The sequence below is a fragment of the Mucilaginibacter sp. NFX135 genome, from assembly GCF_048565145.1.
GTDB lineage: Bacteria > Bacteroidota > Bacteroidia > Sphingobacteriales > Sphingobacteriaceae > Mucilaginibacter.
Genome location: NZ_CP183412.1, coordinates 877,665 through 902,976 on the forward strand (window position 1 = coordinate 877,665; position 25,312 = coordinate 902,976).

Annotated in this window: 20 protein-coding genes and 1 tRNA gene; 7 read left to right on the plus strand and 14 right to left on the minus strand. The window is 42.5% G+C overall.

Translation table 11 applies throughout. From position 1 onward, the window contains the following. Positions 1-55: 55 nt before the first annotated feature. Genes ACNURT_RS03885 through ACNURT_RS03895 form a run of 3 tightly spaced genes read right to left on the minus strand, consistent with a single transcriptional unit; the run spans position 56 to position 6,034 of the window. Positions 56-952, minus strand: a complete 897-nt coding sequence (locus ACNURT_RS03885; protein WP_419700631.1) for a glycerophosphodiester phosphodiesterase family protein — start codon at positions 950-952, stop codon at positions 56-58. A 52-nt stretch (positions 953-1,004) separates the two neighbouring features. After that, a complete protein-coding gene (locus tag ACNURT_RS03890) occupies positions 1,005-2,576 on the minus strand; it encodes a SusD/RagB family nutrient-binding outer membrane lipoprotein (protein WP_419700632.1) in 1,572 nt (523 codons plus the stop codon). 11 nt (positions 2,577-2,587) lie between these two features. After that, the gene (locus tag ACNURT_RS03895) at positions 2,588-6,034 is read right to left on the minus strand and encodes a SusC/RagA family TonB-linked outer membrane protein (protein WP_419700633.1); all 3,447 of its coding nucleotides are present in this window, start codon (positions 6,032-6,034) and stop codon (positions 2,588-2,590) included. Between the two features lie 463 nt (positions 6,035-6,497). Here ACNURT_RS03895 and ACNURT_RS03900 point away from each other — a divergent pair, with 463 nt between their 5' ends. Both ACNURT_RS03900 and ACNURT_RS03905 read left to right on the plus strand, forming a co-directional pair. Then, positions 6,498-6,689, plus strand: a complete 192-nt coding sequence (locus tag ACNURT_RS03900; protein WP_370999407.1) for a cold-shock protein — start codon at positions 6,498-6,500, stop codon at positions 6,687-6,689. 5 nt (positions 6,690-6,694) lie between these two features. Further along, positions 6,695-7,144 (plus strand): cold-shock protein, encoded by a 450-nt coding sequence (locus tag ACNURT_RS03905; RefSeq protein WP_370999406.1) that lies wholly within the window; start codon positions 6,695-6,697, stop codon positions 7,142-7,144. 271 nt (positions 7,145-7,415) lie between these two features. On the opposite strand, the gene ACNURT_RS03910 is transcribed toward ACNURT_RS03905, so the two are convergent. From ACNURT_RS03910 to ACNURT_RS03920, 3 genes are all read right to left on the minus strand, one after another. Then, entirely contained in the window at positions 7,416-7,757 is a 342-nt protein-coding gene (locus ACNURT_RS03910; protein WP_419700634.1) for a zinc ribbon domain-containing protein YjdM, read from the minus strand. 756 nt (positions 7,758-8,513) lie between these two features. After that, positions 8,514-8,588: transfer RNA gene (locus ACNURT_RS03915), tRNA-Val, on the minus strand. Positions 8,589-8,705: 117 nt separating this feature from the next. Beyond that, on the minus strand, positions 8,706-9,020 hold the full coding sequence (locus ACNURT_RS03920) for a hypothetical protein (protein WP_419700635.1): 315 nt from the start codon (positions 9,018-9,020) through the stop codon (positions 8,706-8,708). Positions 9,021-9,809: 789 nt separating this feature from the next. Here ACNURT_RS03920 and ACNURT_RS03925 point away from each other — a divergent pair. Further along, positions 9,810-10,514, plus strand: coding sequence for a ferritin-like domain-containing protein (locus ACNURT_RS03925; RefSeq protein ID WP_370998114.1), 705 nt, complete (start codon positions 9,810-9,812; stop codon positions 10,512-10,514). 11 nt (positions 10,515-10,525) lie between these two features. Further along, the gene (locus ACNURT_RS03930) at positions 10,526-11,419 is read left to right on the plus strand and encodes a ferritin-like domain-containing protein (protein WP_419700636.1); all 894 of its coding nucleotides are present in this window, start codon (positions 10,526-10,528) and stop codon (positions 11,417-11,419) included. 163 nt (positions 11,420-11,582) lie between these two features. Here ACNURT_RS03930 and ACNURT_RS03935 read toward each other — a convergent pair whose 3' ends face one another. The 3 genes from ACNURT_RS03935 to ACNURT_RS03945 form a co-directional block, all read right to left on the minus strand. Next, positions 11,583-12,149 carry a DUF4468 domain-containing protein gene (locus ACNURT_RS03935; RefSeq protein ID WP_419700637.1) on the minus strand — a complete coding sequence of 189 codons (567 nt, stop codon included), beginning with the start codon at positions 12,147-12,149 and terminating at the stop codon, positions 11,583-11,585. 262 nt (positions 12,150-12,411) lie between these two features. After that, a complete protein-coding gene (locus ACNURT_RS03940) occupies positions 12,412-12,858 on the minus strand; it encodes a thioredoxin family protein (RefSeq protein WP_370998111.1) in 447 nt (148 codons plus the stop codon). A gap of 100 nt (positions 12,859-12,958) precedes the next feature. After that, on the minus strand, positions 12,959-14,758 hold the full coding sequence (locus ACNURT_RS03945) for a DUF6600 domain-containing protein (RefSeq protein WP_419700638.1): 1,800 nt from the start codon (positions 14,756-14,758) through the stop codon (positions 12,959-12,961). A gap of 429 nt (positions 14,759-15,187) precedes the next feature. Here ACNURT_RS03945 and ACNURT_RS03950 point away from each other — a divergent pair, with 429 nt between their 5' ends. Further along, on the plus strand, positions 15,188-16,150 hold the full coding sequence (locus tag ACNURT_RS03950) for an isopenicillin N synthase family dioxygenase (protein ID WP_370998109.1): 963 nt from the start codon (positions 15,188-15,190) through the stop codon (positions 16,148-16,150). 219 nt (positions 16,151-16,369) lie between these two features. Here ACNURT_RS03950 and ACNURT_RS03955 read toward each other — a convergent pair whose 3' ends face one another. Further along, entirely contained in the window at positions 16,370-17,611 is a 1,242-nt protein-coding gene (locus ACNURT_RS03955) for an MFS transporter (protein WP_419700639.1), read from the minus strand. 142 nt (positions 17,612-17,753) lie between these two features. Here ACNURT_RS03955 and ACNURT_RS03960 point away from each other — a divergent pair, with 142 nt between their 5' ends. Next, a complete protein-coding gene (locus ACNURT_RS03960; protein WP_419700640.1) occupies positions 17,754-18,635 on the plus strand; it encodes a LysR substrate-binding domain-containing protein in 882 nt (293 codons plus the stop codon). A gap of 11 nt (positions 18,636-18,646) precedes the next feature. On the opposite strand, the gene ACNURT_RS03965 is transcribed toward ACNURT_RS03960, so the two are convergent. The 4 genes from ACNURT_RS03965 to tilS form a co-directional block, all read right to left on the minus strand. Continuing rightward, positions 18,647-19,597, minus strand: coding sequence for a hypothetical protein (locus tag ACNURT_RS03965; RefSeq protein ID WP_419700641.1), 951 nt, complete (start codon positions 19,595-19,597; stop codon positions 18,647-18,649). Positions 19,598-19,699: 102 nt separating this feature from the next. After that, positions 19,700-20,221, minus strand: coding sequence for a GtrA family protein (locus ACNURT_RS03970; RefSeq protein ID WP_419700642.1), 522 nt, complete (start codon positions 20,219-20,221; stop codon positions 19,700-19,702). A gap of 29 nt (positions 20,222-20,250) precedes the next feature. After that, on the minus strand, positions 20,251-20,733 hold the full coding sequence (locus tag ACNURT_RS03975; protein ID WP_370998103.1) for a hypothetical protein: 483 nt from the start codon (positions 20,731-20,733) through the stop codon (positions 20,251-20,253). Further along, positions 20,730-22,067 (minus strand): tRNA lysidine(34) synthetase TilS, encoded by a 1,338-nt coding sequence (gene tilS, locus ACNURT_RS03980; protein ID WP_419700643.1) that lies wholly within the window; start codon positions 22,065-22,067, stop codon positions 20,730-20,732. Before tilS ends, ACNURT_RS03975 begins: the two co-directional genes overlap by 4 nt. A 208-nt stretch (positions 22,068-22,275) precedes the next feature. Between tilS and ACNURT_RS03985 the strand changes: the two genes are divergently transcribed. After that, on the plus strand, positions 22,276-25,041 hold the full coding sequence (locus ACNURT_RS03985) for an OstA-like protein (protein WP_419700644.1): 2,766 nt from the start codon (positions 22,276-22,278) through the stop codon (positions 25,039-25,041). The last annotated feature ends 271 nt before the right edge of the window (positions 25,042-25,312 follow it).

A 25,312-nucleotide genomic window follows, 5' to 3' on the forward strand; every position in this document is an offset into this window, starting at 1 on the left:
AAAAAAGGGATAAAGCACTGCTTTATCCCTTTTTTATTAAAACACTATCGATAAGTTATTTTGACTGATAGCTGCCAAATAGCTGTACCAATTTATCAGGGTAGTTGCTGATAATTCCGTCAACCCCCATATTGGCCAGTGCGGTCATGTCTTTTTCCTGATCAACTGTCCATGGCAGTATCAGCATTTTGTTGTCGTGCGCTTTTTGTACAATTTCTTTGGTGACAAAGGTGTAGTAAGGGCTGTAAATATCAGGTGTAAAGCCTAAAGTTTTCAGATCTTCATCTACATTGATTTTACCAACCAGTAATGAAAGTTTGATTTTTGGATAGGTTTTGTGCAGTACTTGTAACGTTCGAATATCAAATGATTGTACAATTATCCTTTTGGCGATCTTTTTTTGGTTGATCACCGCCATTACGGTTTCTACAAATACATCTGGCTTTGGATTATAAATACCATCGCCGGCTGGAGTGCTTTTGGTTTCGATGTTGTAATAAACAGGTTTTAGCTTGTTCTTTTTTACATAAGTTTCTACACTGTCAATCAGATCGGCCAGCAGTGGCTTATAGGTTTTAAACTTAGGCTGATTCGGAAACTGTGGATTAGGTTTGCTGCCGGCATCGTACTTGCGGATGCTATCATAAGGCATTTTGTACATGGCCAGGCTTTTTTCTTCTGATACATCAATATCAGAGCCATCGGGTTTGCGCATGATTCGGGCAGACATATATGGGTCATGAGATACTACCACCTTACCATCGGCAGATATAACCATATCAAGCTCTAAGGTTCTTACCCCCAGCTTAACACCATTGAGCATCGAAGCTATGGTATTTTCAGGCATCAGTCCCATGCCACCACGATGACCTTCCACATCAAGTTTTTGCTGGGCAAAAACAGTGCTTAATCCGCAAATAATAGCGATAAGCGTTAATCCTATTTTTTTCATTGTTGTCAATTTAGTTCTTTTTTCATAGTTATCAATATTTAGGATCATGGAATTATTTCAGTATCCACATCACTCCATTAACATCATCAACATTGCCATACTGGGCAATAGCCGCGTTATAATTGGCGGTATTGGCTGATTGCTCCGCAGCAGGGTATTTGTATCGCAAAGCAATTTTACCATTGTTGCCTGTACCCACGCCTGTTTTAAATACCGGATAGCCGGTACGCCGCCAGTTAAAATAAGGCTCGAGCCCGCTGTTCAGGAAAAAAGCAATGTACTTTTGCTCATTGATCTGCCTGATGCCGGTTTCATTATTGCCTGCGTATTTAATTGCTGGCTGCGCGTAATAAGTGCTGTAATCTACGTTAACGGTATTGCTTACATAAGGACCGGCAACCGGTACACCCAATGGTAACGAGTAAACAGTCATCGCACCTTTATCCGGCACGCCATAAAAGGCCATTGAAGCTTTGATGCCCGCGTTATAGTAAGCCTCGGCATCGCCCAGAGGCCCGCCATTTATCCATCCACGGTTAATGGCTTCCGCAATGTTAAAGCACATTTCGGTATAACCAACAAGGGCGGTAGTTTCGCCGGTGTAACCCGAATAATAGCGATACCTGTTAATGTAACTTATTTTACCACCACCATTCTGGCTGGCCAGTACACCCATATCTAAACCAATATTACCACCCTGAAAAGCGGCAAAATCGGTGGGGCTTAAGCCTGAGCTTACCAAACCAGGTGCAGGATCGGTAGTGATAAATACCCGCGGATCTTTATCAGCAGTAAGCAGACCTACATAGGTATCGGCACTATTATTCAACGCGCCGTTGGCAAATGTTTCTTTATTTAAAGGATAACGGTTAGTTGGATTTAACCAGGTATATTTTAAATCATCGCCGGTACTACGCATCAGCGGATATTTTACCGGATCGGCAATAATCTGTGCAAACTGCTGGGCTACTTTCAGATCAGGGTCGGCGGTTTTCTTGCTCAGGTGTATCAGCAAACGTAAACGGTAAGTGTTTACCACCTTTTGCCAGGCTTGCAAGTTATTGTTAAAATAAATATCGCCGGTAAAGGTAGCTGTACCTTTTAGCAGGGTGGTTATATCAGCATTGGCTTGTTCCAGCAAGTCCAGGCTGTTCATGAAAACCGTTTTTTGCGCATCATAAACCGGGCTTGTCTGAGCCGCGCCCTGCAAGGCCTGCGACATAGGTATATCGCCCATTTGCAAACTCATTTTGGTAAAAAAGTATGCCCTGAAAAATTTGCCCAAAGCAGTATAAGGGTTCAAAGTGCCCGCAGTTGTGGTGATACTTTGTTTTTCCATATTGGTAACATCGGTAAGTACGGGGTACAGGTTACTGCCCGGACCAAAATTGTATTGATTGTTACCAAAGTAAGAGTTGTTTTGCAGCTGATATTGATTGGTACGGTCAAGCTGGCCGCCTGGTGCCTCCAGCATATTGTTCAATATGCCGTTTAGCAATAAAGATGCCTGTACACTGGTAGGTTTATTAGGATTTTGATATAAATCCTGAAAACTTTTTTTACAGCTGGATAGTATAACTGCCATTATCAACAACAGCAGTACTTTTTGAATATATATCTTCATGGTTATGAATATTAAAAAACAACATTTAGGTTTACACCATAGCGGCGGGTTGTTGGCGTTTGCAGTGTTGACGTAGGCGTGGCCGTGTTGAACTGCTCTATATCAATGCCCTTGTACTTATTATCTTTATAGAAATAAAGCAGGTTACGACCAACCAGTGATATGGATGCTTTTTTGATAAGCATGCCGCTCAACCACTTTTTCGGAAAATCGTACCCTATTTGCACTTCCCTTAGCTTAGCATAGGTTTTACTTACTAATGATCCTTCAGCTACCTGGCCGTAATACTGCGTGGCCCAGCTTTGTACCGTACTGGTTGATGTATTTTTGGTAAACTGCAGTTGGTTATAGTTGGTGATGTGGCCAAAGTTATCATACTTGATAGCCGTGCCGTTAGTTACCTGTACACCATCGCCCACATAAGTACCTTTGTAAGCTGCCACCCCTGCATTGGTATCGTCATCAAGCCTTGATTTGCCAAGAGCGCCTTCAACTGTAGCGATGTTGGCCCCACCCTGCATGGTTAAGGAGTACAAACGATCTGATATTTTGCCGCCTACGCTGCCATCAAATTGAAAACTGAAGGAGAAGTTTTTATACCTGAACCTGTTACTTACAGACCATATAAAATCGGGATTCATGAAACCCAGGTTTTGGTTAATAGGATTTTTTAATGGTTTACCGCCTGCATCGTATACAATTTGCCCGTCTGGAGCCCTTACAAAGGCTGATCCATACAGCACATCTGTTCTGTCGCCTTTTTTATAGAAGGTGTTGTAATAGGTTTGGCCCGGGGGCAGTTCCAGGTAAACATCCTTAAAGGTAGACCAGTTGGCCATTACATCCCATGAAAAATCATGCAGCTTTATTGGTGTGGCAGTAAGTGTAAGTTCCAAACCTGTTTTACGGGTTTTTAAGGCGTTGATGTAATAAGTGTTATAACCCGATGTCGGCGAAATGGCGTTAGCCAGGATCTGCGGTCCATCAATGTATTGGAAAAAGGTAGTGCTTAAGCCCAGCCTGTTTTTCAATACTTTTATATCAAACCCTTCTTCATAACTTGTACGGGTAAAGGTTTTGATATTCGGATCGACAATACTACCTGATGAATTGGCTGCAGGGGTATTATTATAAGGTTTATTAAGGTTGTATGGAACCTGTAAAGAATAGTCGGGACCACCATATGGGCTTAAATAGTTATTACCGTATTGTGAAAAGTTGGAGAAAAGGCTATATGCTGTTGAACCATTTAGTGTAGTATAAGTGTTAAATGGTGTTGCTCCAATAGTTGTGGAAGTAGCATCGCCGTGTACCGTGGCAAACGAGCCTCTTAGTTTAAATAAAGATATTACCTGTGGCAGTCTTATATAATCAGATACCACGGTAGTTCCTGATACACTTGGGTAAAAATAAGAATTATGGCCTTCGGGCAATGCCGATGACTTATCGATCCTTCCGGTGGCAGATAGGGTAGCATATTTACCAATAGAGGCATCTAATGAAGCATAGGCGCTGATCACCCGCATTTTAGAGGTGAAATTATTGGTCATCAGCGTATTCAGCGAATTATTGAAGTTGTAAACATTTGGCGTAACCAGGTAATCGGTAGAGGTAAAGTTGGAGTTGTAATTAAAATTACGCAGACTACTGCCTACCAAACCCGACAGGTTGATGAGGTTACCTACATTGTAGTTATAGTTTAGCAACACGTCTGAATTGTTTTCAAACAGGTTTCTTCTGTCTTCGCGGAAATCGCCCTGGCCCAGTGTACGGGCATATGTAAAGGCTCCCCATGGCATTTTTTCGTCGCGTACCAATGAATAGGTGGTAATTTGCGAACGGCCGGTAATGTTCAGGTGCTCATCCAGCTTAAAGTTTAATGACATGTAGCCGTTAATATCTGTTTTATTATGGCTGCGTGTCCAGTCCTCCACCATTAACCAGGGGTTATTATAGTGTACATGCTCCGGAAATATGGCCACCTGGTTTACTTTACCGGGTGCCCATACGTTCCTGATATCCGGTGAATCTACATTCCATTCACCGCCGGTCCATACAGAAAGGTTATAAATTAAGCTGTTCGGACCGTACGTAACATCGGGTACATTATCTGAGTAGGTCTTGTTGAAGTTCAGATCGGCATTAAAGGTTAACCTTTTAGAGATCTGGTAACTTGCGGTGGTATTAAAGTTAAAAATGTTAAGCCCCGTATTAGGCACTATACCTTGCTGGTTTGATTCTGATGCCGAAAAACGCATGGCATATTTATCGCCACTGGCAGATAAGGCCACATTATTGGTAGTTTGGAAACCAGCCCTGATAAAACGATCGAGGTTGTTTTTACCATCTACATAGCCGCGGTTTAAATAAGGCTCTGGTTTGATGTGCCCGGTATAAGTTAAATCGCCAAACTTAGTGGTGTAAGTTTGATTAGGCGTGTATTCGCCATCATACTGCGAAATAAGCTGTCCGCGAAATTTTGGTCCCCATAACTGGTACTGGGCATCCTGCAAGCCACCGCCAAAACCATCGGCATAAGCATACTGGCCGTACATACCGCCGCCATAATCGTGCTGGGTTTTAGGTTCGGCAATAAAGCCTTTATCAATAGAGGTGGTGGAGTTCAATTCTACCGTAAATCCTTTATCTTTTCCGGCCTTTTTTGTAGTGATAAGGATAGCGCCATATTGTGCACGGCTACCATATAAAGCAGCGCCGGCAGGACCTTTAAGCACGGTAAATGATTCTATATCATCCGGATTAAGATTATAGGTATCTGAATTGACCGGGATACCATCTATCACAAACAGCGTAATCTGATTACCACGCAGCAATAATGATGGTGTACCTAACAGTTCGGCATTCATAGATACCGATAAACCGGCCACTTTACCGGTAAGCCCCGTAATAGGATTCGAGTCACGGGCTTTTACCAGTTCATCACCTTTTACTTCCTGCACGGCATACCCAATTTTGTTGGCACCTTTTTTTACACCCAGAGCGGTTACCACCACCTCGTTTAAACTGGTTGGCGATGGGAGCATTTTTACATGCAGCATATTACCGCTGCTGGCTTGCACACCGGTAATGGTTTGCTTATCAAAGCCCATATAGCTAAAGGTAAGATCATAGGATTTACCAGCTACCAGGTTTTTGATACTAAAAGATCCGTCGATATTGGTGGTGCCTGTTTTTTTTAGCTCATTGGAGCCGCTTTCCCGTACCTGTATGGTAACTCCGATAAGCGGCAGGTCCTTTTCATCCAATACCTTTCCGTCCAGGTGGCCATTATCTTCCATTAAATGATTGATGCCTTTTATAGAGCCAGAATGATGTACCAGGAGGCTCTTAGCCCAAAGGGTTTGGGTATTGGAACCCAGCAGGATAATGATTGTAAAAATAAGATGAGAGAACGTAGATAGGAGTTTTAATACATTTCTTTTTGTAGAATTGTGCATAGCTTTTTAATAGTTTGTCGGTTTGCATAATCATGAATTATTGATGGCTTAAATGGAGTGGGTTGGTGGAACAGCCCGCTCTTTTTGCATCGGATGCGGCTTATATCTTCAAATTGTATCCTCCCTGGGTAAGTTTTTCATAAATAAATTTTTGAACTAATTGGAAAAATTATTTTTATCAGGGCGGTTGATCGCTTTTTGGAAGAGAAACAGTTGCGGTATGAGCGCTTTTTGTTAATTTATAGTGTAAAGCCCGGTAGATTTTTTCCGTCGCTAAAATAATAGCCCGCACGTTGTCTGTAGGTTAAGGATGTATTAAGGTTTTCTGATAATTCAAAAACAGGCTTTATCTGGAAACCGTTGGCGCTACTTCTAAAGAGCCGGTTGTTAAAAGCCCAATATGTGCAGTGTATAGCTTCATGGATAATAAATCGTACCTTGCAACTTTATTCAAAACAATATTATGGCAACAGGAACAGTGAAATTTTTTAATGAATCAAAAGGCTTCGGCTTTATTACGCCCAGTAATGGTGGCAAAGACTTGTTTGTGCACGTTAGCGGTTTAAATGGCGAGATCCGCGAAGGTGACGAGGTTACTTTCGATGTGGAAGAAGGCAAAAAAGGGCCCGGTGCAGTTAACGTTAAATTAGTTTAAGCATATTGGGAAGATCGACAGAAACATTCGGTAAAAAGGAAAAAGAGAAGGCCCGCCTTAAGAAGGCTAAAGACAAAAAAGAAAGGGCCGAAGAGAGGAAGGCAAATGCCGGTACGGGTAAGAGCCTGGAAGATATGATGGCCTATATTGATGAGCATGGAAATATCACGTCTACGCCGCCCGACCCTTCACGGAAAATCAAGGTTAATTCGGAAGATATTCAAATCGGCATTGCTAAACGGCAAGACCTGCCACATGACACTGTACGGAACGGCGTAGTTAGTTTTTTTAATGAAGCAAAGGGCTATGGCTTTATCCGAGACCTGCAAACTGAGGAAAGTGTTTTCGTGCATATTAACGCCCTCACAGGACCATTAAAGGAAAATAACCTGGTTACATTTGAAACCGAGCAGGGGCAAAAGGGACTCTCCGCAATCAACGTAAAAACAAAATAAATACGCTTGCTTACCGGGAGTTGATAAATAAATATTATCCCCCGCTGTCCGAATGTCTCCGACTTCGGACTATTATGCTGAGGAAGCAAAAAGGCATAAAAAAGCCCGATATTTCTATAAGGCTTTCATGGTGGCTGTTACACCTATATCGAATTATTTCCTATTTGACTTACGCCTGATAGCAAATTTAGACTTATAAATTGGGCGGACAGGTTTGGGCAAACGATTCTCCCTGATTCTTCGTATTCCCGAAAGGTAAAGCAATCTGTGCTTATGCTTTCTTTACAAACTCAGATTTAAGGGCCATTGCACCGAACCCATCTATCTTGCAGTCAATGTTATGGTTGCTATCTACCAGGCGAATGTTTTTAACTTTTGTTCCAGCCTTTATGCTTTGAGACGAACCTTTTACCGGGAGATTTTTTATAATTACTACCGCATCGCCATTTTGTAAAATATTGCCGTTGGAATCTTTTACAATAAATTGGTCGTTGCCGGTAGTGTTATCTTCTTCCGGCTCCCATTCGTGACCACATTCAGGGCACACCAGCAGACCGTTCATTTCATACGTAAAGGTGGATTTGCACAATGGGCAAGGAGTTAGCTCTTTCATATCTAAGTTTTGGCAAAGGTAAAATTATTACCCATTATCCGCAGAGTTCAGTGCTGTCCGAATGTCTCTGACTTCGGACTATTATGCTATGGAGGCACAAAGGCAAAAAAAGCCCGATATTTCTATCCGGCTTAAAGTGGGAGTTAGGGGGAGATGTTGTACTTTATTTCCTATATTTCTCCACATAGTACAAGTGGGCATACATGACGTATAGGTGAACACGGATCGTCCGGACAACATCTGAAACATATAGGAATAAAAGTACCACCACTAATATTTTTCATTTGCTCTCTTGTAAGCTTTCCTCCCTGCTGAAAGGCATTCGCTTTTTTAATTAATTTTTCCATCTCTTTAGTTCGTCTTATGATTTGTTAATTATTAGTTTAAATTTAATTAAACTAATATTATATTTCAAAATATATAAAATAATATCTGCCCGTTATCCAAATAGTTCAGCGCTACCCGAATGTCTCGGACTTCGGACTACTATGCAAGCAGAATGCATAAAAATGCCTCACATTTCTGTGAGGCTTTGTGGGAATTACTGGGTTTGAACCAGTGATCATCCGATGTAAAATCGGGATGCTCTGAATCAACTGAGCTAAACTCCAGCAATAAGTTTTTCTATCATCTTGCACGCTCATCTACGTTTGGCAAGAGCCAACATAAACTTATCCTTTGTTAAAAAGTAAAGAATATAAACGAAAAGCATATTCCAATATAACAAAAAAAGCCTCACATTTCTGTGAGGCTTTGTGGGAGTTACTGGGTTCGAACCAGTGACCCTCTGCTTGTAAGGCAGATGCTCTGAACCAGCTGAGCTAAACTCCCTTGCTTTTGGGTCTGCAAATATAGAAGTTCTGATCTATTCTTCAAAAAAAAATTTTCAATTTGTATTAACCTGTTGATTATTAATGATAAAAATAACAAAACGACTTTTTTAAAGCTTCACATCGCTATATTATTTCGGCCGGGGCGTGGGTCTTCGGGTAAGATTTCCATATTGGGGCATTGGATATAACTGGCATACCATTTTATGGCGCCAACCAGGTCAATGGCGTCTTCGGCGGCAATATCAATGGTTTCAAAGGCAAATAACTTACTATTGGCATAGCCATATAACTGCACTTCATCATCATCGGGCCTAAATTGTTCTTCATCAAGGCAATAAACCCTCACCTTTAAGCGGGTATCCCTGGAATGTATAACATCCCGGCATGGGTTCTTAGGGTCGGTTGCCAATAAGTAAATATTAGGATCCATAAACTGATAACAATGATATGATGGTATAGTTTCTGATTTGGTATTTATATTTTACCCAGTCTTCTGTTATTAATTCCCGTGTAATTGATGCCCATCTATTGGGAAGTATTTTCTACAAAACACTGATAAACAATGCGCAAACTTACCTTTCACCTGCCCAAATTATAGCTATTAAGCAATTGGCATTGCATTTGAATTAAGTTTATTACCCTTCTAAAAAGGGTTGTTTTTCATAGGTAGATGTAGGGCCGAAACACTGCGAGAGTTTTTCGGCCTTTTTTATTTCCCGCCTGGCAAAACCAACCTCATCCACAGAACTTTTTAAAGTTTCATTTTAACACTTTTCGACTATAAAAATGGTGTAAAAACGGATCAAAAAAACGTAAAAACTTTCATTTTAACGTTTTTTAACAAATCTCCAACAAGATTTATATGATTTAAAAAGATTATATAGGATTGATGTCCTGGCGTATGCATGCCAGGCGGTCGGTTCTTTGGCGGCCTTTTTTCTTTAATAAAACAGCCTGGTTCCTCTTTGGCAAAAAAAGGACCCGGACCCGTCATATATACAAATACCCAAAATAACGGCAAAACCCAGCAGTTATTTGTATTCCTGATTTGTTTAATTTAGTTAGATCCTTAGCGGCTTATAGTCTATTTTTAACTTAAAGTGCAATTACTCTAATTAAGAGTGGATTATTTATCAGTATTCGCCAATCCGAGGTGTTTAAATGGGCGTATATCATCTACAAAACAAAACTAATTGCAAATTCAAAAAACTAAATTTCTATGAAAACAGACTCACAAGAAAGCATGCTCAATGCAAATATGGCCCGGAGGTCATTTTTGCGGTATGCTGGTGTTGGCGTTGCTTCGGTAGGCTTATTAGCCACTGCCGCTTCCTGCCATAAAGATCATAAGATCATCCCATCTGCTAACGCTATCGATTTGGGCGCTAAAGGGGATATAGCCATTTTAAACTACGCCTATGCATTGGAACAACTGGAAGCCGCGTTTTACCTGCAGGTAGCCGCTACCCCCTACAGTGGTATCACTTCGTCAGAAACAGCTTTGTTGACTGATATCCGTGATCATGAAGTTTTACATCGTGAATTTTTTAAAGCAGCCCTTGGCGCCAGTGCTATCCCTGCCTTAACACCCGATTTTTCGACCATTAACTTTAGCAGCCGAGCCAGTGTATTAGGTGCGGCCGCGGCGTTTGAAGATACCGGCGTTACGGCTTATGACGGTGCGGGTTACCTGATTGATAATGCGGCTTATTTATTAATAGCCGGCAAGATTGTTTCGGTAGAAGCAAGGCACGCCGCCCTCATCCGCAACCTGATCACTCCGGGTTCATTTGCCGGGGCCGATGTAGTTGACCCTACAACCAGCATCAATAAATCAGCAACCATTGCTGAGGTATTGAAGATAGCCAATACCTATCTTAAAACTAAAGTTAGCGCAGTAAATTACGGTTACACAGTAGCTTAAAAACCATCACCATGAATTTATTTAACATCATAGAAGAAATTGAAAATGTTGATCCGGAAGTTTACGGCCGTATAAGCGAGCGCCGCGATGTGATCAAAAACATTACCAGCTTTGGTTCAAAAGTAGCGTTGGCTGCCATGCCGTTTGCTATAGGTACGATATTTAAAAAAGCATACGCGCAAACCACTACCACACCATCCGTAGTAGCGATATTGAATTACGCGCTTACGCTGGAATACCTGGAATCAACCTTTTACAATGCCGGCAAGGCCAAAGGCACAGCCCTGATACCCGCCGCTGCCGCTACCAATTATTTTAACCAGGTAACTACCGATGAGAATAATCACGTAACTTTTCTGAAAGGCGTTATTACCTCATTGGGCGCTATCCCCGTATCGGCACCCGAAATTGATTTAACCGCCGGCAACGGAAGCAACGCCGGACCATTTGCCGATGTACTAACTAACTATCAAACCTTTTTGGCCGTAGCCCAGGTATTTGAAGATACCGGCGTACGCGCTTATAAAGGGCAGGCGGCTAATATACTGGCCAACAAAGCCGCGGCCGAAGGGGTAAAAGCAGGTTTATATCAAACGGTATTAACTGCTGCTTTGGGTATCCATGCGGTTGAAGCGCGCCATGCTTCGGCTATCCGTTCCATCCGTGGAGCAACACCATGGATCACCAGTACCGCTACTTTAGGTAATGATACGGGTATTGGCCTTGTAAATGCTAATTATGACGGCGAACAAAATGTATCGCAGGGCGGAGTTGATGTTACCACACTTAAAAGCGTATCGGGGAGTACTACTTCAGTAGCCATAGCTACAGCCGCGTTTGACGAAGCTTTAAGCATGGACCAGGTTTTAGCCATATTACAAGGCAGCTTCCTGGTTAAACACTAAGAAAATAGAGTCAAGAGATTAGAATCTGGAATTAAGACTTTTTGGTCGATACAGATAACACTTATGAGGTTTTATAAACTTCGTAAGTGTTTTTTTCTTTAGTATAAATGCCTGATATTACTTATTGTTTGATTGACCCAAAACATATTGTCAATCGAAATATTTAAAAATCATCATTTTGACTCATGCTTTGGTTAATTGCCAGCATAACGCCGTTCATGGTATTGTTTAAACTTTGTAAAATGCGTTTTGATGCAGTTTTACTGAACCTTACCGGGTTACCCTTATTTCCGATCAAATAGTTCATTAAATCTTCGGAAGTGCAAAGTATATTATCTTTTCCTTCACCGGTATCTTTAATCTTTATGTTAAATATGCGACACCGATATTTACCATCCTTACAATCTATTTGCAGGCTCATGTCCACTTTATAATCTTCGTCCCCCCGCAAAATATCCCTAACCCTTATCATTTCACGGCCCTTGCCAACAATCCTGCCGGTAGAATCATTTAGAATTTGTATAGCATCAATGTTTTTGTATCGCGCAATAAGCCATAATTGTCCTTTATTAAAAAGATCGGACTTTGATTTACCAGGAGCATTAAAAACCTTTTCATAAACCACCGCACCATTTATAAAAGGTGTATTTAAACCTATTGTGTCTTTTTGAGCGAATACGGTTTTGGTAATTAAAACAAGTATAATTGCCGGCATCATTAACTTTATCATTGAGGATGATTTATGTGAAATGTAAATGCTATTTTGTAAGGATAGGACAGCCGGCCGGCCCGAAAGTTTAATGGTTTAAATATAAACAGGGTGTTTTTTTGTTCTTTAACATAAGGATGGATATTCAACGCAATAAATAATTTAGTCATACGAGCCTGTTTCGGCACCCCATAAGCGAGGTGTACAACATGATGGCCACCTGTGTTGGGAGATCCGGAAACAAGTTCTGGATGACTTTGATTATTGATTACTTCAAAACCTATTATTTATTCAAACCCTGAACACCAAATTTGATCAGATCATCTGGTTTAATAAAGCCTACTGTTCCATAAACGGGTTTGCCTGCGGCATTAAAAATAATAAGTGTGGGATACGCCCGTAAACCCCATTGCGCGGCAAGCTCGGGGCCCTGGCCTTTTTCCATATCCATGGCTACATTGATAAAATTGCTATTGTAAAAAGCCACTACATCTTTGTTTTTAAAGGTGGTAGCTTTGAGCATTTTACAGGGGCCGCACCAGGTAGCATAGGCATCAACAAAAATATATTTCTTTTTGGCGGCGGCTTGCTTTAAAGCTTCGTTCCAGGAGTTTTCAATAAAATTGATTTGGGTCGCTTTTTTGTCGCCGCTTTTTTGGGCGTTGCTATCAAAGGGACATAAAAGGAAAGATAAAACGACAACAACACAGGCAGGAAAAAAGTATTTCATCAATATAAAGGCTTAAAATATGAGCCATAAAAATAGCACATATAAACCATTATGAGCTTATATGTGCTATGAATATCTGATTATCAGCTAAACAGTCGGCTTATGGCCTAGTACGGTGACCCTCGCCTTCCTGTTGTTGTTGCTGGCGTTGTTGCTGTTGGCGTTGAGCGGCTTGTTGTTGCTGCTGTTGCTGACGTTGCGCGGCTTGTTGCTGTTGCTGAGCCTGCTGTTGTTGGCGCTGAACAGCTTGTTGTTGCTGTTGTTGCTGACGTTGTGCAGCTTGTTGTTGCTGAACTTCCTGCTGTTGACGCTGAGCTTGCTGACGTTGTTGCTGAGCCTCCTGCTGTTGACGCTGAGCTTGCTGACGTTGTTGCTGAACTTCCTGCTGTTGACGCTGAGCTTGCTGACGTTGTTGCTGAGCCTCCTGCTGTTGACGCTGAGCTTGCTGACGTTGTTGCTGAACTTCCTGCTGTTGACGCTGAGCTTGCTGACGTTGTTGCTGAACTTCCTGCTGTTGACGCTGGGCTTGCTGACGTTGCTGCTGAACTTCCTGCTGCTGACGTTGGGCTTGCTGGCGTTGCTGCTGCACTTCCTGCTGCTGACGTTGAGCCTGCTGACGTTGTTGTTGAACCTCCTGCTGCTGGCGGTGGGCCTGATCCTGCTGCTGCTTAACCTCTTGCTGTTGACGCTGAGCTTGCTGACGTTGTTGTTGCCCTTCCTGCTGTTGACGCTGGGCTTGCTGACGTTGCTGCTGAACCTCCTGCTGCTGACGATGAGCCTGATCCTGCTGCTGCTTAACCTCTTGCTGCTGACGTTGCGCCTGCTGTTGTTGTTGGCGTTGTCCCTGTTGCTGACGTTGAGCTTCCTGTTGTTGCTTTTGTCCTTGCTGTTGCTGGTGCTGCAATTGTTGTTGCTGGCGTTGCTGTACAGCCGGATTAGCGTTCGGTTGCTGTGTCCGTTGTGCGCCCGGTTGATTATTATTAACCCTTACCAGCCTGTTATTATTGCTTTTAGCTATTTCGGCTAAGCGGGCGGCATTATTCCGGTTTACGGTTGCCTGTCCGCCTACGCGGTGTGCGATACCATTATTGGGATTTTCTTTCCGGTATTCAACGGCATTTACTACCCGTGCAGGTCGTGCGTCTGGTGTTTTCCTGATCTCGGGCCTATAAATGTTAAGCCTGTTATTGGTGATGCTTGCCCTGGAACCAGGGCCGGGTCGATTGATATTATTAACCCGGTAAACCTGTACGTTTTGACGGGTTACCTGCCTAACTTCATTAACCCGCGGACCTGTTACATAGGTACGGTTATTATAAACATAGGTATTGTTTATCACCGTGGTGTTACGGATAATATTAACCACCCGGGTATGCGGTACATAATAATTATAAATATTAGGCCGATTAATATAGGCTTGCGGCGCACATACCCAATAGTAATCGGGCACGCGGTAGCTGTTGCCAAATGAGATATTGATGCTGATGCCCGGTGTTAGCGGAGCCCAGCCGTAATAACCACCACCTCTTCTCCAGCTTACCCAGGCCGGTGCCCATTCATGACCAGGGATCCATTCCCATCCGTAATAGTCATCATAGCGCCAGCGGCCGTAGTGAAAAGTGGCCCATCCCCAGGGATAATCAGACACCCAGGTATTACCATAATCTGTCATTACCCAATGCCCGCGTGTGGCATAAGGCCTGAATCCGTCTTCGGCATCAGGGATCCAAACATTACCATAGGTTGGGTCATCAACCCAGGTACCGTAAGGGTCAAGTTCGTCATAGAACTGCTGGTCAGATACATACTCTCCCTGCTGTGCCCTGGCTTTATTTGGAGCGGCGAGCATTATCAAAAATGCTATTAAACATAAACCGCTTATTTTTTTTATAGCTTTCATTTTTTTCATCAGGATTAAAATGTGACCGGTACACCCGGTATCAATATAGGTATGACCTGTCAAACTATAAAACGTTTAACATTAAAATTGTTTTAACCCGCAACAATAGGAATAAAGCGGGAGAACCGCTTTTAAAAGCTCTGGCTTAAATTAGCTTTGCTAAAGCCATTTTGAATATGAGCAATGTTACCGTTGGCCAAAGCCAAACGGCAAATGAATAAAAAACGACTCCGGTACAGCCTAAAGTTATTGCCGTTTCATTTATAGGTTAGAAAGATAAAAATTTAAATGTGGGCTTTAGCCGAATAACCCATTAAAAGCAATTTCCCGGGGAATAATTGAACAAACTTTGTCTCAAAATTTTTATTTATACCTTGCATATGCTATCTTAAAAATTAAATAGTTTTACACTCCATTATCTATACCATTATGAGTACAGTAAATATCCCAAGACTTGATCTGAACAGTTATATTAACGGCAGCGCGGCCGATCGTCAGCAATTTTCAGACGATATAGGCAAAGCATTTAATGAAACCGGTTTTGTAACCATTACCAATCACGGCCTGAGCAAACAACTGATAGATGAACTTTACGAGCAGGTAAAAGCGCTTTTTGCCCTGCCCGATGCTGTTAAACAAAAATATGAGATTCCGGGTCTTGCGGGCCAGCGTGGTTATACCGGCAAAGGCAAAGAAACTGCCAAGGGCTTTAAAACACCCGATTTGAAGGAGTTTTGGCAGATAGGCCAAACTGTTACCGATGGCTCACCTATTAAAGATCAATACCCAGATAATGTGACGGTTGAAGAATTGCCCGCTTTTAATACCACCACCCGCGAGGTTTATAAAAAGCTGGAATCGGCAGGGATCCATTTATTGAGGGCTATAGCACTTTATTTAAATTTGGAAGAGACTTATTTTGATAATAAAGTGCATAATGGCAACTCCATATTGCGCACTTTGCATTACTTTCCCATTCTTGACCCTGATTCTGTTCCGGCCGATGCGGTACGTGCGGGCGCACATGAAGATATTAACCTCATTACCCTGCTCATTGGCGCCAGTGCCGACGGCCTGGAACTGCTTACCCGCGAAGGTACCTGGTTCCCGGTTAAGGCCCATGGCGAAGACCTGGTGGTTAACGTGGGCGATATGCTGCAGCGTTTAACCAATAACAAGCTTAAATCAACCACACACAGGGTAGTAAATCCACCACGCGAGCTGATGAAAAACTCCCGGTATTCGGTTCCGTTTTTCCTGCACCCAGTATCAGACATGGACCTCACCAGCCTGGAAACCTGTATTAACGCCGAACATCCAAAGCAATATCCCGACATTACTGCAGGGGAGTATCTCGACGAGCGACTAAGAGAAATAGGCTTAAAAATGTAATTCTAAAGCTTAAGGCAGAAAGCCCAAAGCGAAAAGCTTTTTTTAGCTTTCTGCGTTGGGCTTTCCTTTTAGTATCTCCATTGGCGCAAGTCTTGTGTTGTGGGATTGTGAGTAATGGCAGACTTGTGATATTCCCAGCTTGGCGAATAAGCACAAGTCATCTACCCACTAAACAGCCGCACAAGACTTGCGCTAAAATTGGACGTATATAAAACATCGTTATCCGGCTATCAGGGCTTTATTAGCCACATTAGCTTCAAGCTTTTGTTGCCTTCTTTGATATAATACAAACATGGCCGCAGCCAGTACGCCTATAATACCTTCAATACAAACGGCACGCCTTGGGCCCATTCCGCTGGCCAGCCAGCCAACCAGTAAGCTACCAATAGGTATCATTCCCTGGTAAGCCATTACATAGTAACTAATAGCACGGGCTCGCATGGCTGGTATAGCATGGGTTTGTATATAGGTGTTAATGGCTGATGTTTGCGCCATCATGCCTACACCTGTCAATACCATAAATATCAAGGCGAAGGATAATTTACCGGCATAGGCCACCATTAAAACACTGAGCCCGAAGATAAGGCTGGCGGTTATCATAACTTTGATGAGGTTTTTGTTGCTTTTTAAATTGGCCAGGTAAACCGCGCTGATCACCGATCCTAAACCGGCCGCGCTCTCAAACCAGCTGAAGGTTTTGGCATCGCCATTAAATATGTCTTTTGCAAAAATGGGCATCAGGGTGTTAAACGGAATGACAAACAAGCTGCTGATGCTCAGCATCAGGATCAGGCTGCTCAGATCGCGGTCGCCGGATACGTATTTAAAGCCTTCCTGCAATTCGGTCCAGATACTTTTTTCAGACCGGATGATGGCTTTGGTGTTCAGCTTCATCATAAACAAACAGCCTAACACAGGGATGTAGCTCAAAAAGTTACCGAAGAAACAAAAGTCTTCGCCAAAAGTACCCAAAACAATACCGGCCACTGCAGGGCCCGCGATGCGTGCCAGATTACTCATGGTAGAGTTAAGCGCTATAGCATTAGGCAGGTCGTCCTTGTTATCCACCATCTCCATCATTAAAGCCTGCCGGCAGGTAACATCAAAGGCATTAATAATACCCTGTATAAGGCTCAGGCCAATGATTGCCGGGATATTATAGAACTTAAACAAGATCATAAAAGCAAGCGCCCCGGCTTGTGCCATGGATATTACCTGTGTTATCACCAGGATGCGGTAGCGGTTATGCCTATCGACAATACTGCCCGCGTACGGGGCCAGGATCAGCGAAGGGATCAAACTCACAAAGCCAACCACACCAAGCAGCAGCGCCGAGCCGGTAAGCCGGTAAACCAGCCAGCTAACGGCGGTTTTTTGCATCCAGGTGCCGATGAGGGATATAGACTGACCGTAAAAAAACAGTTTGAAATTGCGGTATTTAAGTGAGCGAAAAACATTCATTGGGATAACGGATAACAAAAGCGTTTCAGGGGAGATCTTAAAACAAGACTATTGAAATTCTTTATGGCACAAATATCGGCAACAATGATATATTTGTAAAATAGATTGTTTTAATGATATTAATTAGTAAAAACGATTGATTATGGAATTCAGACAATTGCAATACTTTGTTAAAGCCGCAGAAACCATGAACTTTACTGAGGCGGCTGCCGCGGTATTTATTACCCAAAGTACGCTATCACAGCAAATAAAACAGCTGGAGGAAGAGCTGGGCATGCTGCTGTTTGATCGTATTGGTAAACACGTGCGCATTACCGAAGCCGGCCATGTATTTTTAACGCATGCCCGTAAAATATTAATGGACATACAAAAAGGCAAACAAGCCATCACGGAATTGAACAATGCGGCTACCGGCGAATTAAATATAGGAGTATCCTATGCCTTCACCTCTTCGCTATTCCCGGTGTTGGCTCCATTCTCCACCAAATATCCTGGCATTAAAATTTCTATCATTTCTGATAATCACGTAGAACTGGAGAAAAAACTTCGTTTGGCCGAATTGGATCTGATCGTGGCTTATCACAATGAATCAGATGATGAAGACCTGGAAATGCAGCCCCTGTTCAGTTCCAGTATTGTGATGGTGGTTGCTAAAAATAATCCACTGGCGCAGCTCAAAAGTGTTAACCTTAAACAACTGGCCGAACTTGAGCTGATATTACCGGGTAAGGGTTTCAGCTCGCGCACATTTATTAATGAATTGTTTTACAAACACAAGATGAGCCCTAATATCAATATCGAGCTGAATGATGTGCATACACTGCTATCCCTGGTACAGGACGGCGACTGGGCAACCATTCTGAACGAAAAAACTATAATCGGATGGGATAGATTAATTGCCATTCCGATAGCAGGGCAGGAGGTAAAAAAACAATCCTATATTCTTTGGCAAAAAGGAGTTTACCGCAAAAAAGCCGCTATATTGTTTACCGAACAGCTCATGAAAACTATGAATAACGAATGATGGCTATTATTTTATTTAGCCTCCGCTTTACCTTCCACGTGTAACGATACGGTACTGGCATGTACAAAACCCAGCGTGCTGCCTGGTACAACCTTCAAATAGTACTGCAAATAGCTGTTCATGATACTTTGCGAAGCTTGTATGTATGCTTTTTCGGCACCTTCATCGCCCATGAACCCTACCAGCGGCCTTGTCAAATGCATTTGTCCTTTGTCATCAACGCATATCTCAAAAGAGTAATAAAAATCTTTATAGGCTTTATGGATAGTAATATCGAAGGTTGGATCAAGATAATCGTCCGATGCATCGAAATTGTTCATAATATCGGGTTTGGTATGCCGCTGATTTACCGTTACCAAAGGGCTTTTGCTTATTAACTGAACCGGTTGCCTGGCCGAAAAGGCGTTGTTTATGTTCTTGTTAGCCTTTGCTGCTAATGATTTTACAAACAAAGTATCCTTACGGCTTGGATGCCGCAATATAGAAGTATCAGTATGCAATACGTTTTTTACATAATTATCAGCATAAAACAACATATACACTTTTGAACCGGCGATATCTATTGAGTCGCCCTTAGCTTGCAGTATCTCCATTACAATACTGTCCTTACTTAATTTTTTTATTTTGAACCATGACCGCGCCGCGTTAAAAACTGAGTCGTATCCCCGTGTAAGCGGAAAATTAATGAACGTGTTTTTTGTAGGACTAAAAATACTCACCGAATCGTCAGATACGAACTTCATTTTCCATTGGGGCTCCAGCTGATAGCCATATTCGTTAAATGACAACCCGTTTTTTTGCCGCCGCGCTACTTCGCTATAATTAATGCCGTTATACTCCTTGAATGATATCAGGTGTTTTTCTTTAGCCTTGCCAGGGTCTTTGCATCCGGAGTAAGCAATAACGGTAATAAGCAGCAACGCGGCGCTTAAATATTTGATGTGATTATGGGTAGAAAGCATATCGGTATAAAGATATAAATTCTTTATACCGATATAAAAAGTTTAACTATTACCGGTTTGTTTATAGCTTAAACTTTACAAAAATGTATTTGCCTATATGAATTACCGGCCTTCTTCGGCAGATAACACCGGTTTCTTTTTACGGAAGAAAAAATGAGTTTGGCTGTAATAGCTAAAGAACACGATAAATACGGTAGCGATGATCTTAGCCGGGGTTGGGTAAAGCCCCATCACATCAACCAGTAATTTCAAAAACATCAGGTTTAGCAAGATGCAGATGGCGTTCACCATCATAAAGCGTGATAACTGCCCGCGTTTGCTCAGGCCCGATTCTTTGAAAATCACATACCTGTTTAAATAAAACCCGGTACAGAACGAGATACTGAACGAAAGTATTTGCGAGGCAATATGCGGGCTCAGCGTATAAAAACCAAGATCGATGTTATGCTTTTTGAAAATAAAATTATAGCTGAAACTGAAAAGAAGGATGTCAAATACCGTATTGCTGCCACCGCAGGCCGCATAACGAAAGGTGTGCAGCGGCATCCATTTTTTAAATGGCTTGTAAAACAGGTCGATAAAATTCAGGATCCCGTGTCTGATAAAATTGTGGACTTTACGCATGCCGTTCTTCTAAAATGTCGAATCGCTTGTCATCTTGCCATCTCTTCTTTGATCGCTCTCAAAAACTCGTTGGCATGCTGCGATCCGATAATATAAAGCAGGCCATCCCTGTCGGTAAGATGTATGGCATCATTGCCGGCAGCATAAAAACGGATGGTTCCTTTGGTATGCAGGTTATATACGGGATTATTGAACAAATATCGGCTATACACCCCTTTCTCAACTTTCACAATACCGTTCAGGTCTATTTTTACCAGGCGCGTAGTCCATAAACCATTCAATTTGATGCTTTTATTTTCAACCCGGGTGCTAAAGTGCAGTAAAAAACCCATGATGATGGAGATGATGATAATAGCAAAACCAACCACTACCAGCAGGTCGCCGTTACGCTCGCGTTCGTCCGTAAAAAAATAGGCCGCGAAACAAAACATGGCCAAAACCAGGCGAATGGTTATCGGGATAAACTCCCGGCCGAGGTACTGTTTTTCTACAAAAATTGCTTTTTCGCTCATCTTAATTTATACAGTTCGAAGATAGTAACTTTTTTAGTGTTATCATTTACTTTATACCTTTCATCGGGGCGGTAACCGCCAATCCACATCACTTCGCCATTACCGTTTACCAGCACCGGCACTTCCTCTTTTTGATTCAGTGATATTTTCTGATTGATAAAAAAATCGCTCAGCTTTTTTCGGCCCTTCATGCCCAGGGGATAAAAATGATCACCCTCCTGCCATGCCCGCAGTGTTAGCGGAAATTTCAACAAGTCCGCATCTACAGATACAGCCAGCGGGTTATCTTTAATAATCAGCGGGCTATCATCATGCAAAACCGTCATTTTATAATTGCCATAGTACACCTCATGCGTTTTTTCGGCAATAAGTACAGCTTCATGTCCGCTATTTTTTCGCTTCTCCAATATCAACCTGTCGCGATCCAATATCAACAAATATGCAGTTGACTCAAATATCCTTCCCGGATGTTTATCCAGGGCGGATATCAGGTCATCAACGGCCGTTTCATTAAAACCGTATGGCTGTAATAGTTTAAACAGCAATAAACGCATAGGGTTTAATTGCCGCACCTCATCCAGCAACAAATAATTACCATCTTGTCCATGCTTAATTATTGTTCCGGACAGTGCCGCTATCTGATTTTCGAGCAACGTTTCCAGGTCGCGGAAATGTTTCAGGTTATTGTCGAATGTTTTCTCCAGGGCCGGGTTGAGTTCCTTTAGCTTGGGTATTACCTCCAGCCTGATCTTATTACGGGCATATTTGGCCGAAGCGTTGGAGCTGTCCTCCACATAATCCAGTTTATTTTGGGCAATAATGGTTGCTATTTCATCCCGGTTCAAAAATAGCAGCGGGCGCACCAGGTTCCCGTTTTGGGGTAATATGCCGTGCAAACCTGCTATGCCTGTACCCCGGGTAAGGTTTAACAATATTGTTTCAATTGTGTCGTTTTGGTGGTGTGCAAGCGCAATAACCTGGTAATCTGATTGCTGGCTTACGGCGCCGAACCATTGATAACGCAGTTCGCGCGCGGCCATCTGGATAGAGATCTTATTTTCGGCCGCATAATTCCGGGTATCAAAATTAACGGTATGGAAAGGTATACGAAACTGATTGGCCAGGTCATTGCAAAAGGATTGATCGCGCAGAGCCTCGTTATCACGCAGCTGAAAATTACAATGGGCGATGCCAAAAGTATAACCGGCCTGCTTTAATAAGTGGGCCATTAAAACAGAATCCATACCGCCGCTTACCGCAGCTAAAATTTTGCTGCCGCGCGTAAACAAAGTATTTTGTTCAATATAATTTACAAACTGTTTAACAGGTAACAAGATAATTATTGAGTTAGTGATTCCGCTCTTTGATTTTCACCATCAAAATTATTAAATTAAGTTGATGGTTGATAGTTCATAGTTGATGGTTCATGGAAAAAGAAAAAAATACAATCATCAACCAGCAGCTACTATGATCTATGAACCATCAACCAGGATCTATGAACTTAATTCTCTTTAACCCCAACAAAAAACTAATTTTGCCAACGTGAGTAAATATGTTTTAAGCTTTTTGTTATTGATGCTGGCGGGTAGTGCTATGGCCCAAAAAAAGAAATCAATTGTAAACCTGATACAGTCAGAAAGCAGCTCTTATACCAAAATTAACGGGCGCCAGGTGATTAAGGTTTATAAAGGGGTTTTTAAACAGGATTTCTCGACCCTGCGTTCAGACAGCGCCTATTTTTATCCCGATGAAAACGCTTTTGATGCTTTCCGCAATGTAAACATTAACCAGGGCGATACGCTGAATATTTTTTCTGATAAGCTCAACTACAATGGTAACACCAAACTGGCTATCCTTACCGATAACGTAAAAATGGTTGACAGAGATGCTACCCTAACGACCAATTATCTTACTTACAATACCGCCACCCGCATAGGCACTTACACTAACGGTGGTAAACTGGTAAACAAGGATAACGTGCTGACCAGCAAAAATGGTTATTATTTTGCGAGGTCGCGCGATTCTTACTTTCGGTATGATGTGGTGCTCACCACTATTGATGCCATTATTAAGACGGATACCCTGCGTTATAATACAGGTACCCGCATAGCTTATTTTTATGGCCCTACCAACATCTACGGCAAAAAAGATAAAGATACCCTGTATACAGAAAACGGTTTGTATAACACCGTAACCGAGCAGGCTTTTTTTGGCAAAAAAAACCTCTATAAACAAGGTACCAAATCACTAAAAGGCGATAGTTTGTTTTATGACAGACTCAAAGGCTATGGTCGCGCGGTTAAGAACATCACCTTTAATGATAATGAACAAAAAATAACCCTCAAAGGCGATTTGGGTACTTATTTTAAAGCCGATGAGCGTACCGTGGTTACCGAAAATGCTTATATGGTGATGATCACAGAGCAAAAGGACAGCACACAAACCGATTCGGCTGCGGCAAAAAAACCGCCTGTGGTGGCAAAAAAAGGTAAGGATGCAATAGTTCCTAAAAGTAAGGACGGGCCTGAGATCATCAGTGTTACCAACATGGCCAAATTGACCAAAGACCTAAAACCGGGGACTGTGCTGAGTAAAACAGATTCGGCCAGGGTAGATTCAGCAGCAAAAGCATTGGTCAAACAAAACAAAAATATGAAGCCGGGTGAAGCGGTGGAGAAACTGACGGAGCTGTCAAAGATGGCCGATGATATCAAGAAAAAAGGCACCATCGGGAAGGCGGATTCTGTTAAAATAGACTCCATTGCGAAAAAGCTCGGCGTGCAAACCAAAAATATAAAGCCTGGCGATGCGGATAAAAAGCTTACGAATATGGCCAAGCTGGCTGCCGATATCAAACCAAAAAATGTGGCTAAACCGATAACGGCACCAGCGGATACAAACAAACAAGGCGAAAAAGTAAAGCGCGACTCGATTTTCATGACTGCTGATACGCTGGAAACCCAGATCATGACCTTCAAAAATCTGAAGATATACCAGGAAAAACAAAGGCTACTCCATTTCAGGGATACCTCCGAGGCGGGTTTGAAACGGGCGGTTTTAAACCAGAAGCTAAAGGGAATGCCTACGGTGTATCTGCGCGTGCCAAAAGATACTATCTATCTGCACCGCAACTTTTTTGGGAAACCCAAGATAGATTCAACCCAGATTAAAAAAGACCTGCTAAATGCCAAAAGAAAGGCGAAACAGGACAGTGTGCGTGCCGTAAACATGAAAAGGGACCCGGTATTTGCTACCCGTGAATTTGATGTGAAAGATACCGCCCGCATCAGGATATTGATCGCCCATCATCATGCCAAAATATTTAAGTCGGACCTGCAGGGTAAGGCTGATTCGATTTTTTACAGTAACAGTGATTCCACCATACGCTGTTATGTAAAACCCATGTTCTGGACACAGGGTTCACAGCTCTCGGGCGATACCGTGTACCTGCAAATGCGGAACAAAAAGCTGGATAATATAGAGTTGTTTCCAAATGCTTTTGTGGTGAATATTGAGAAGGATGATTCGCTGCACTTTAACCAGTCCTCGGGCCGAAAGATGCGGGGTTTCTTTAAAAACGACAAACTTCACCAGCTATACATCGCCGTTAATGCCGAAAGCATTTATTTTAAGCGTGACAGCGGAAAGGTAGCCGGTATGCAACGATCATTAAGCAGCCGGATCCATGTGGTTTTTAAAAATGGCGAAACCAAGGAGGTTACTTTTTTAACCAAGCCCGAAAACCGCTATATCCCCATGGCTAAAGTTACCGAGGAGGATAAGCTGTTGAAAGGCTTTATCTGGAAGCCGAAGGACCGACCGGCATCCAAAGAGGCGATCATTCCAACGCATCATAAAAAACAACCTGCTTCAAAATCGCCGCCTCCAAAAGTTAAAGTAGACAGCCTAACCCAGGCTAAAATGGATAATTTGAAGGGAATAATATTGAAACTTAGCAAGGATTCAACCAAAGCCGACTCCCTGAAGAAACTACAGCTGGTTCTGAAAAACCTTACCGATTCGATAAGCAAAGCGGCGGCAACCGCAAAGCCAGTTAAGGGGACTGCCGATGCTATAGTTAAAGGCAGGCAACCCGCCACTAACGCGGTTAAGGATACCGCGAGTAAAACAAGTGTAGGGAGCTTGAAAAACATAAAATCGGTTAAGGATACCACAGGTAAAACCATTACCACCCCACCAGTAATAAAGGCAATTAAGGATACCACGGGTAAGGCCGGAGGAGCACCGCCGCCAATAAAAGCGGTTAAGGATACGACGATCGCTCCGGCTAAAAAACCGGAGAATTAAGGCGTAATTTCATCCGAAGCTTATATTGACGGGGAAGAAGGATTGTTAAATAATCAAAAATCAAAGTAATACCTTAATCCAATAAATCATGGTTCAGGCAAACACTTGCCCGAAGCTTATCTGCTCATAAGGGAGAAAACTCACTAATTCAATAATTAAAAAGGCGTATGAGCGCGTCCACCGGCTGACGGAAACGCCCTTTTAGATTTAAGAATCAAGAGACAAGAATTAAGGCAAACCAACTCAATAATTTACGAAATCACTAATTCAA

Coding starts and splice junctions, on each gene's coding strand:
- ACNURT_RS03900 (WP_370999407.1), top strand. CDS start 6,498: ATGGCAACAGGAACAGTGAAATTTTTTAATGAATCAAAAGGCTTCGGC.
- ACNURT_RS03940 (WP_370998111.1), bottom strand. CDS start 12,858: ATGAAATACTTTTTTCCTGCCTGTGTTGTTGTCGTTTTATCTTTCCTT.
- ACNURT_RS03965 (WP_419700641.1), bottom strand. CDS start 19,597: ATGCTTTCTACCCATAATCACATCAAATATTTAAGCGCCGCGTTGCTG.
- ACNURT_RS03890 (WP_419700632.1), bottom strand. CDS start 2,576: ATGAAGATATATATTCAAAAAGTACTGCTGTTGTTGATAATGGCAGTT.
- ACNURT_RS03955 (WP_419700639.1), bottom strand. CDS start 17,611: ATGAATGTTTTTCGCTCACTTAAATACCGCAATTTCAAACTGTTTTTT.
- ACNURT_RS03885 (WP_419700631.1), bottom strand. CDS start 952: ATGAAAAAAATAGGATTAACGCTTATCGCTATTATTTGCGGATTAAGC.
- ACNURT_RS03920 (WP_419700635.1), bottom strand. CDS start 9,020: ATGGATCCTAATATTTACTTATTGGCAACCGACCCTAAGAACCCATGC.
- ACNURT_RS03945 (WP_419700638.1), bottom strand. CDS start 14,758: ATGAAAGCTATAAAAAAAATAAGCGGTTTATGTTTAATAGCATTTTTG.
- ACNURT_RS03975 (WP_370998103.1), bottom strand. CDS start 20,733: ATGAGCGAAAAAGCAATTTTTGTAGAAAAACAGTACCTCGGCCGGGAG.
- ACNURT_RS03895 (WP_419700633.1), bottom strand. CDS start 6,034: ATGCACAATTCTACAAAAAGAAATGTATTAAAACTCCTATCTACGTTC.
- ACNURT_RS03970 (WP_419700642.1), bottom strand. CDS start 20,221: ATGCGTAAAGTCCACAATTTTATCAGACACGGGATCCTGAATTTTATC.
- ACNURT_RS03960 (WP_419700640.1), top strand. CDS start 17,754: ATGGAATTCAGACAATTGCAATACTTTGTTAAAGCCGCAGAAACCATG.
- ACNURT_RS03930 (WP_419700636.1), top strand. CDS start 10,526: ATGAATTTATTTAACATCATAGAAGAAATTGAAAATGTTGATCCGGAA.
- ACNURT_RS03935 (WP_419700637.1), bottom strand. CDS start 12,149: ATGATAAAGTTAATGATGCCGGCAATTATACTTGTTTTAATTACCAAA.
- ACNURT_RS03925 (WP_370998114.1), top strand. CDS start 9,810: ATGAAAACAGACTCACAAGAAAGCATGCTCAATGCAAATATGGCCCGG.
- ACNURT_RS03950 (WP_370998109.1), top strand. CDS start 15,188: ATGAGTACAGTAAATATCCCAAGACTTGATCTGAACAGTTATATTAAC.
- ACNURT_RS03910 (WP_419700634.1), bottom strand. CDS start 7,757: ATGAAAGAGCTAACTCCTTGCCCATTGTGCAAATCCACCTTTACGTAT.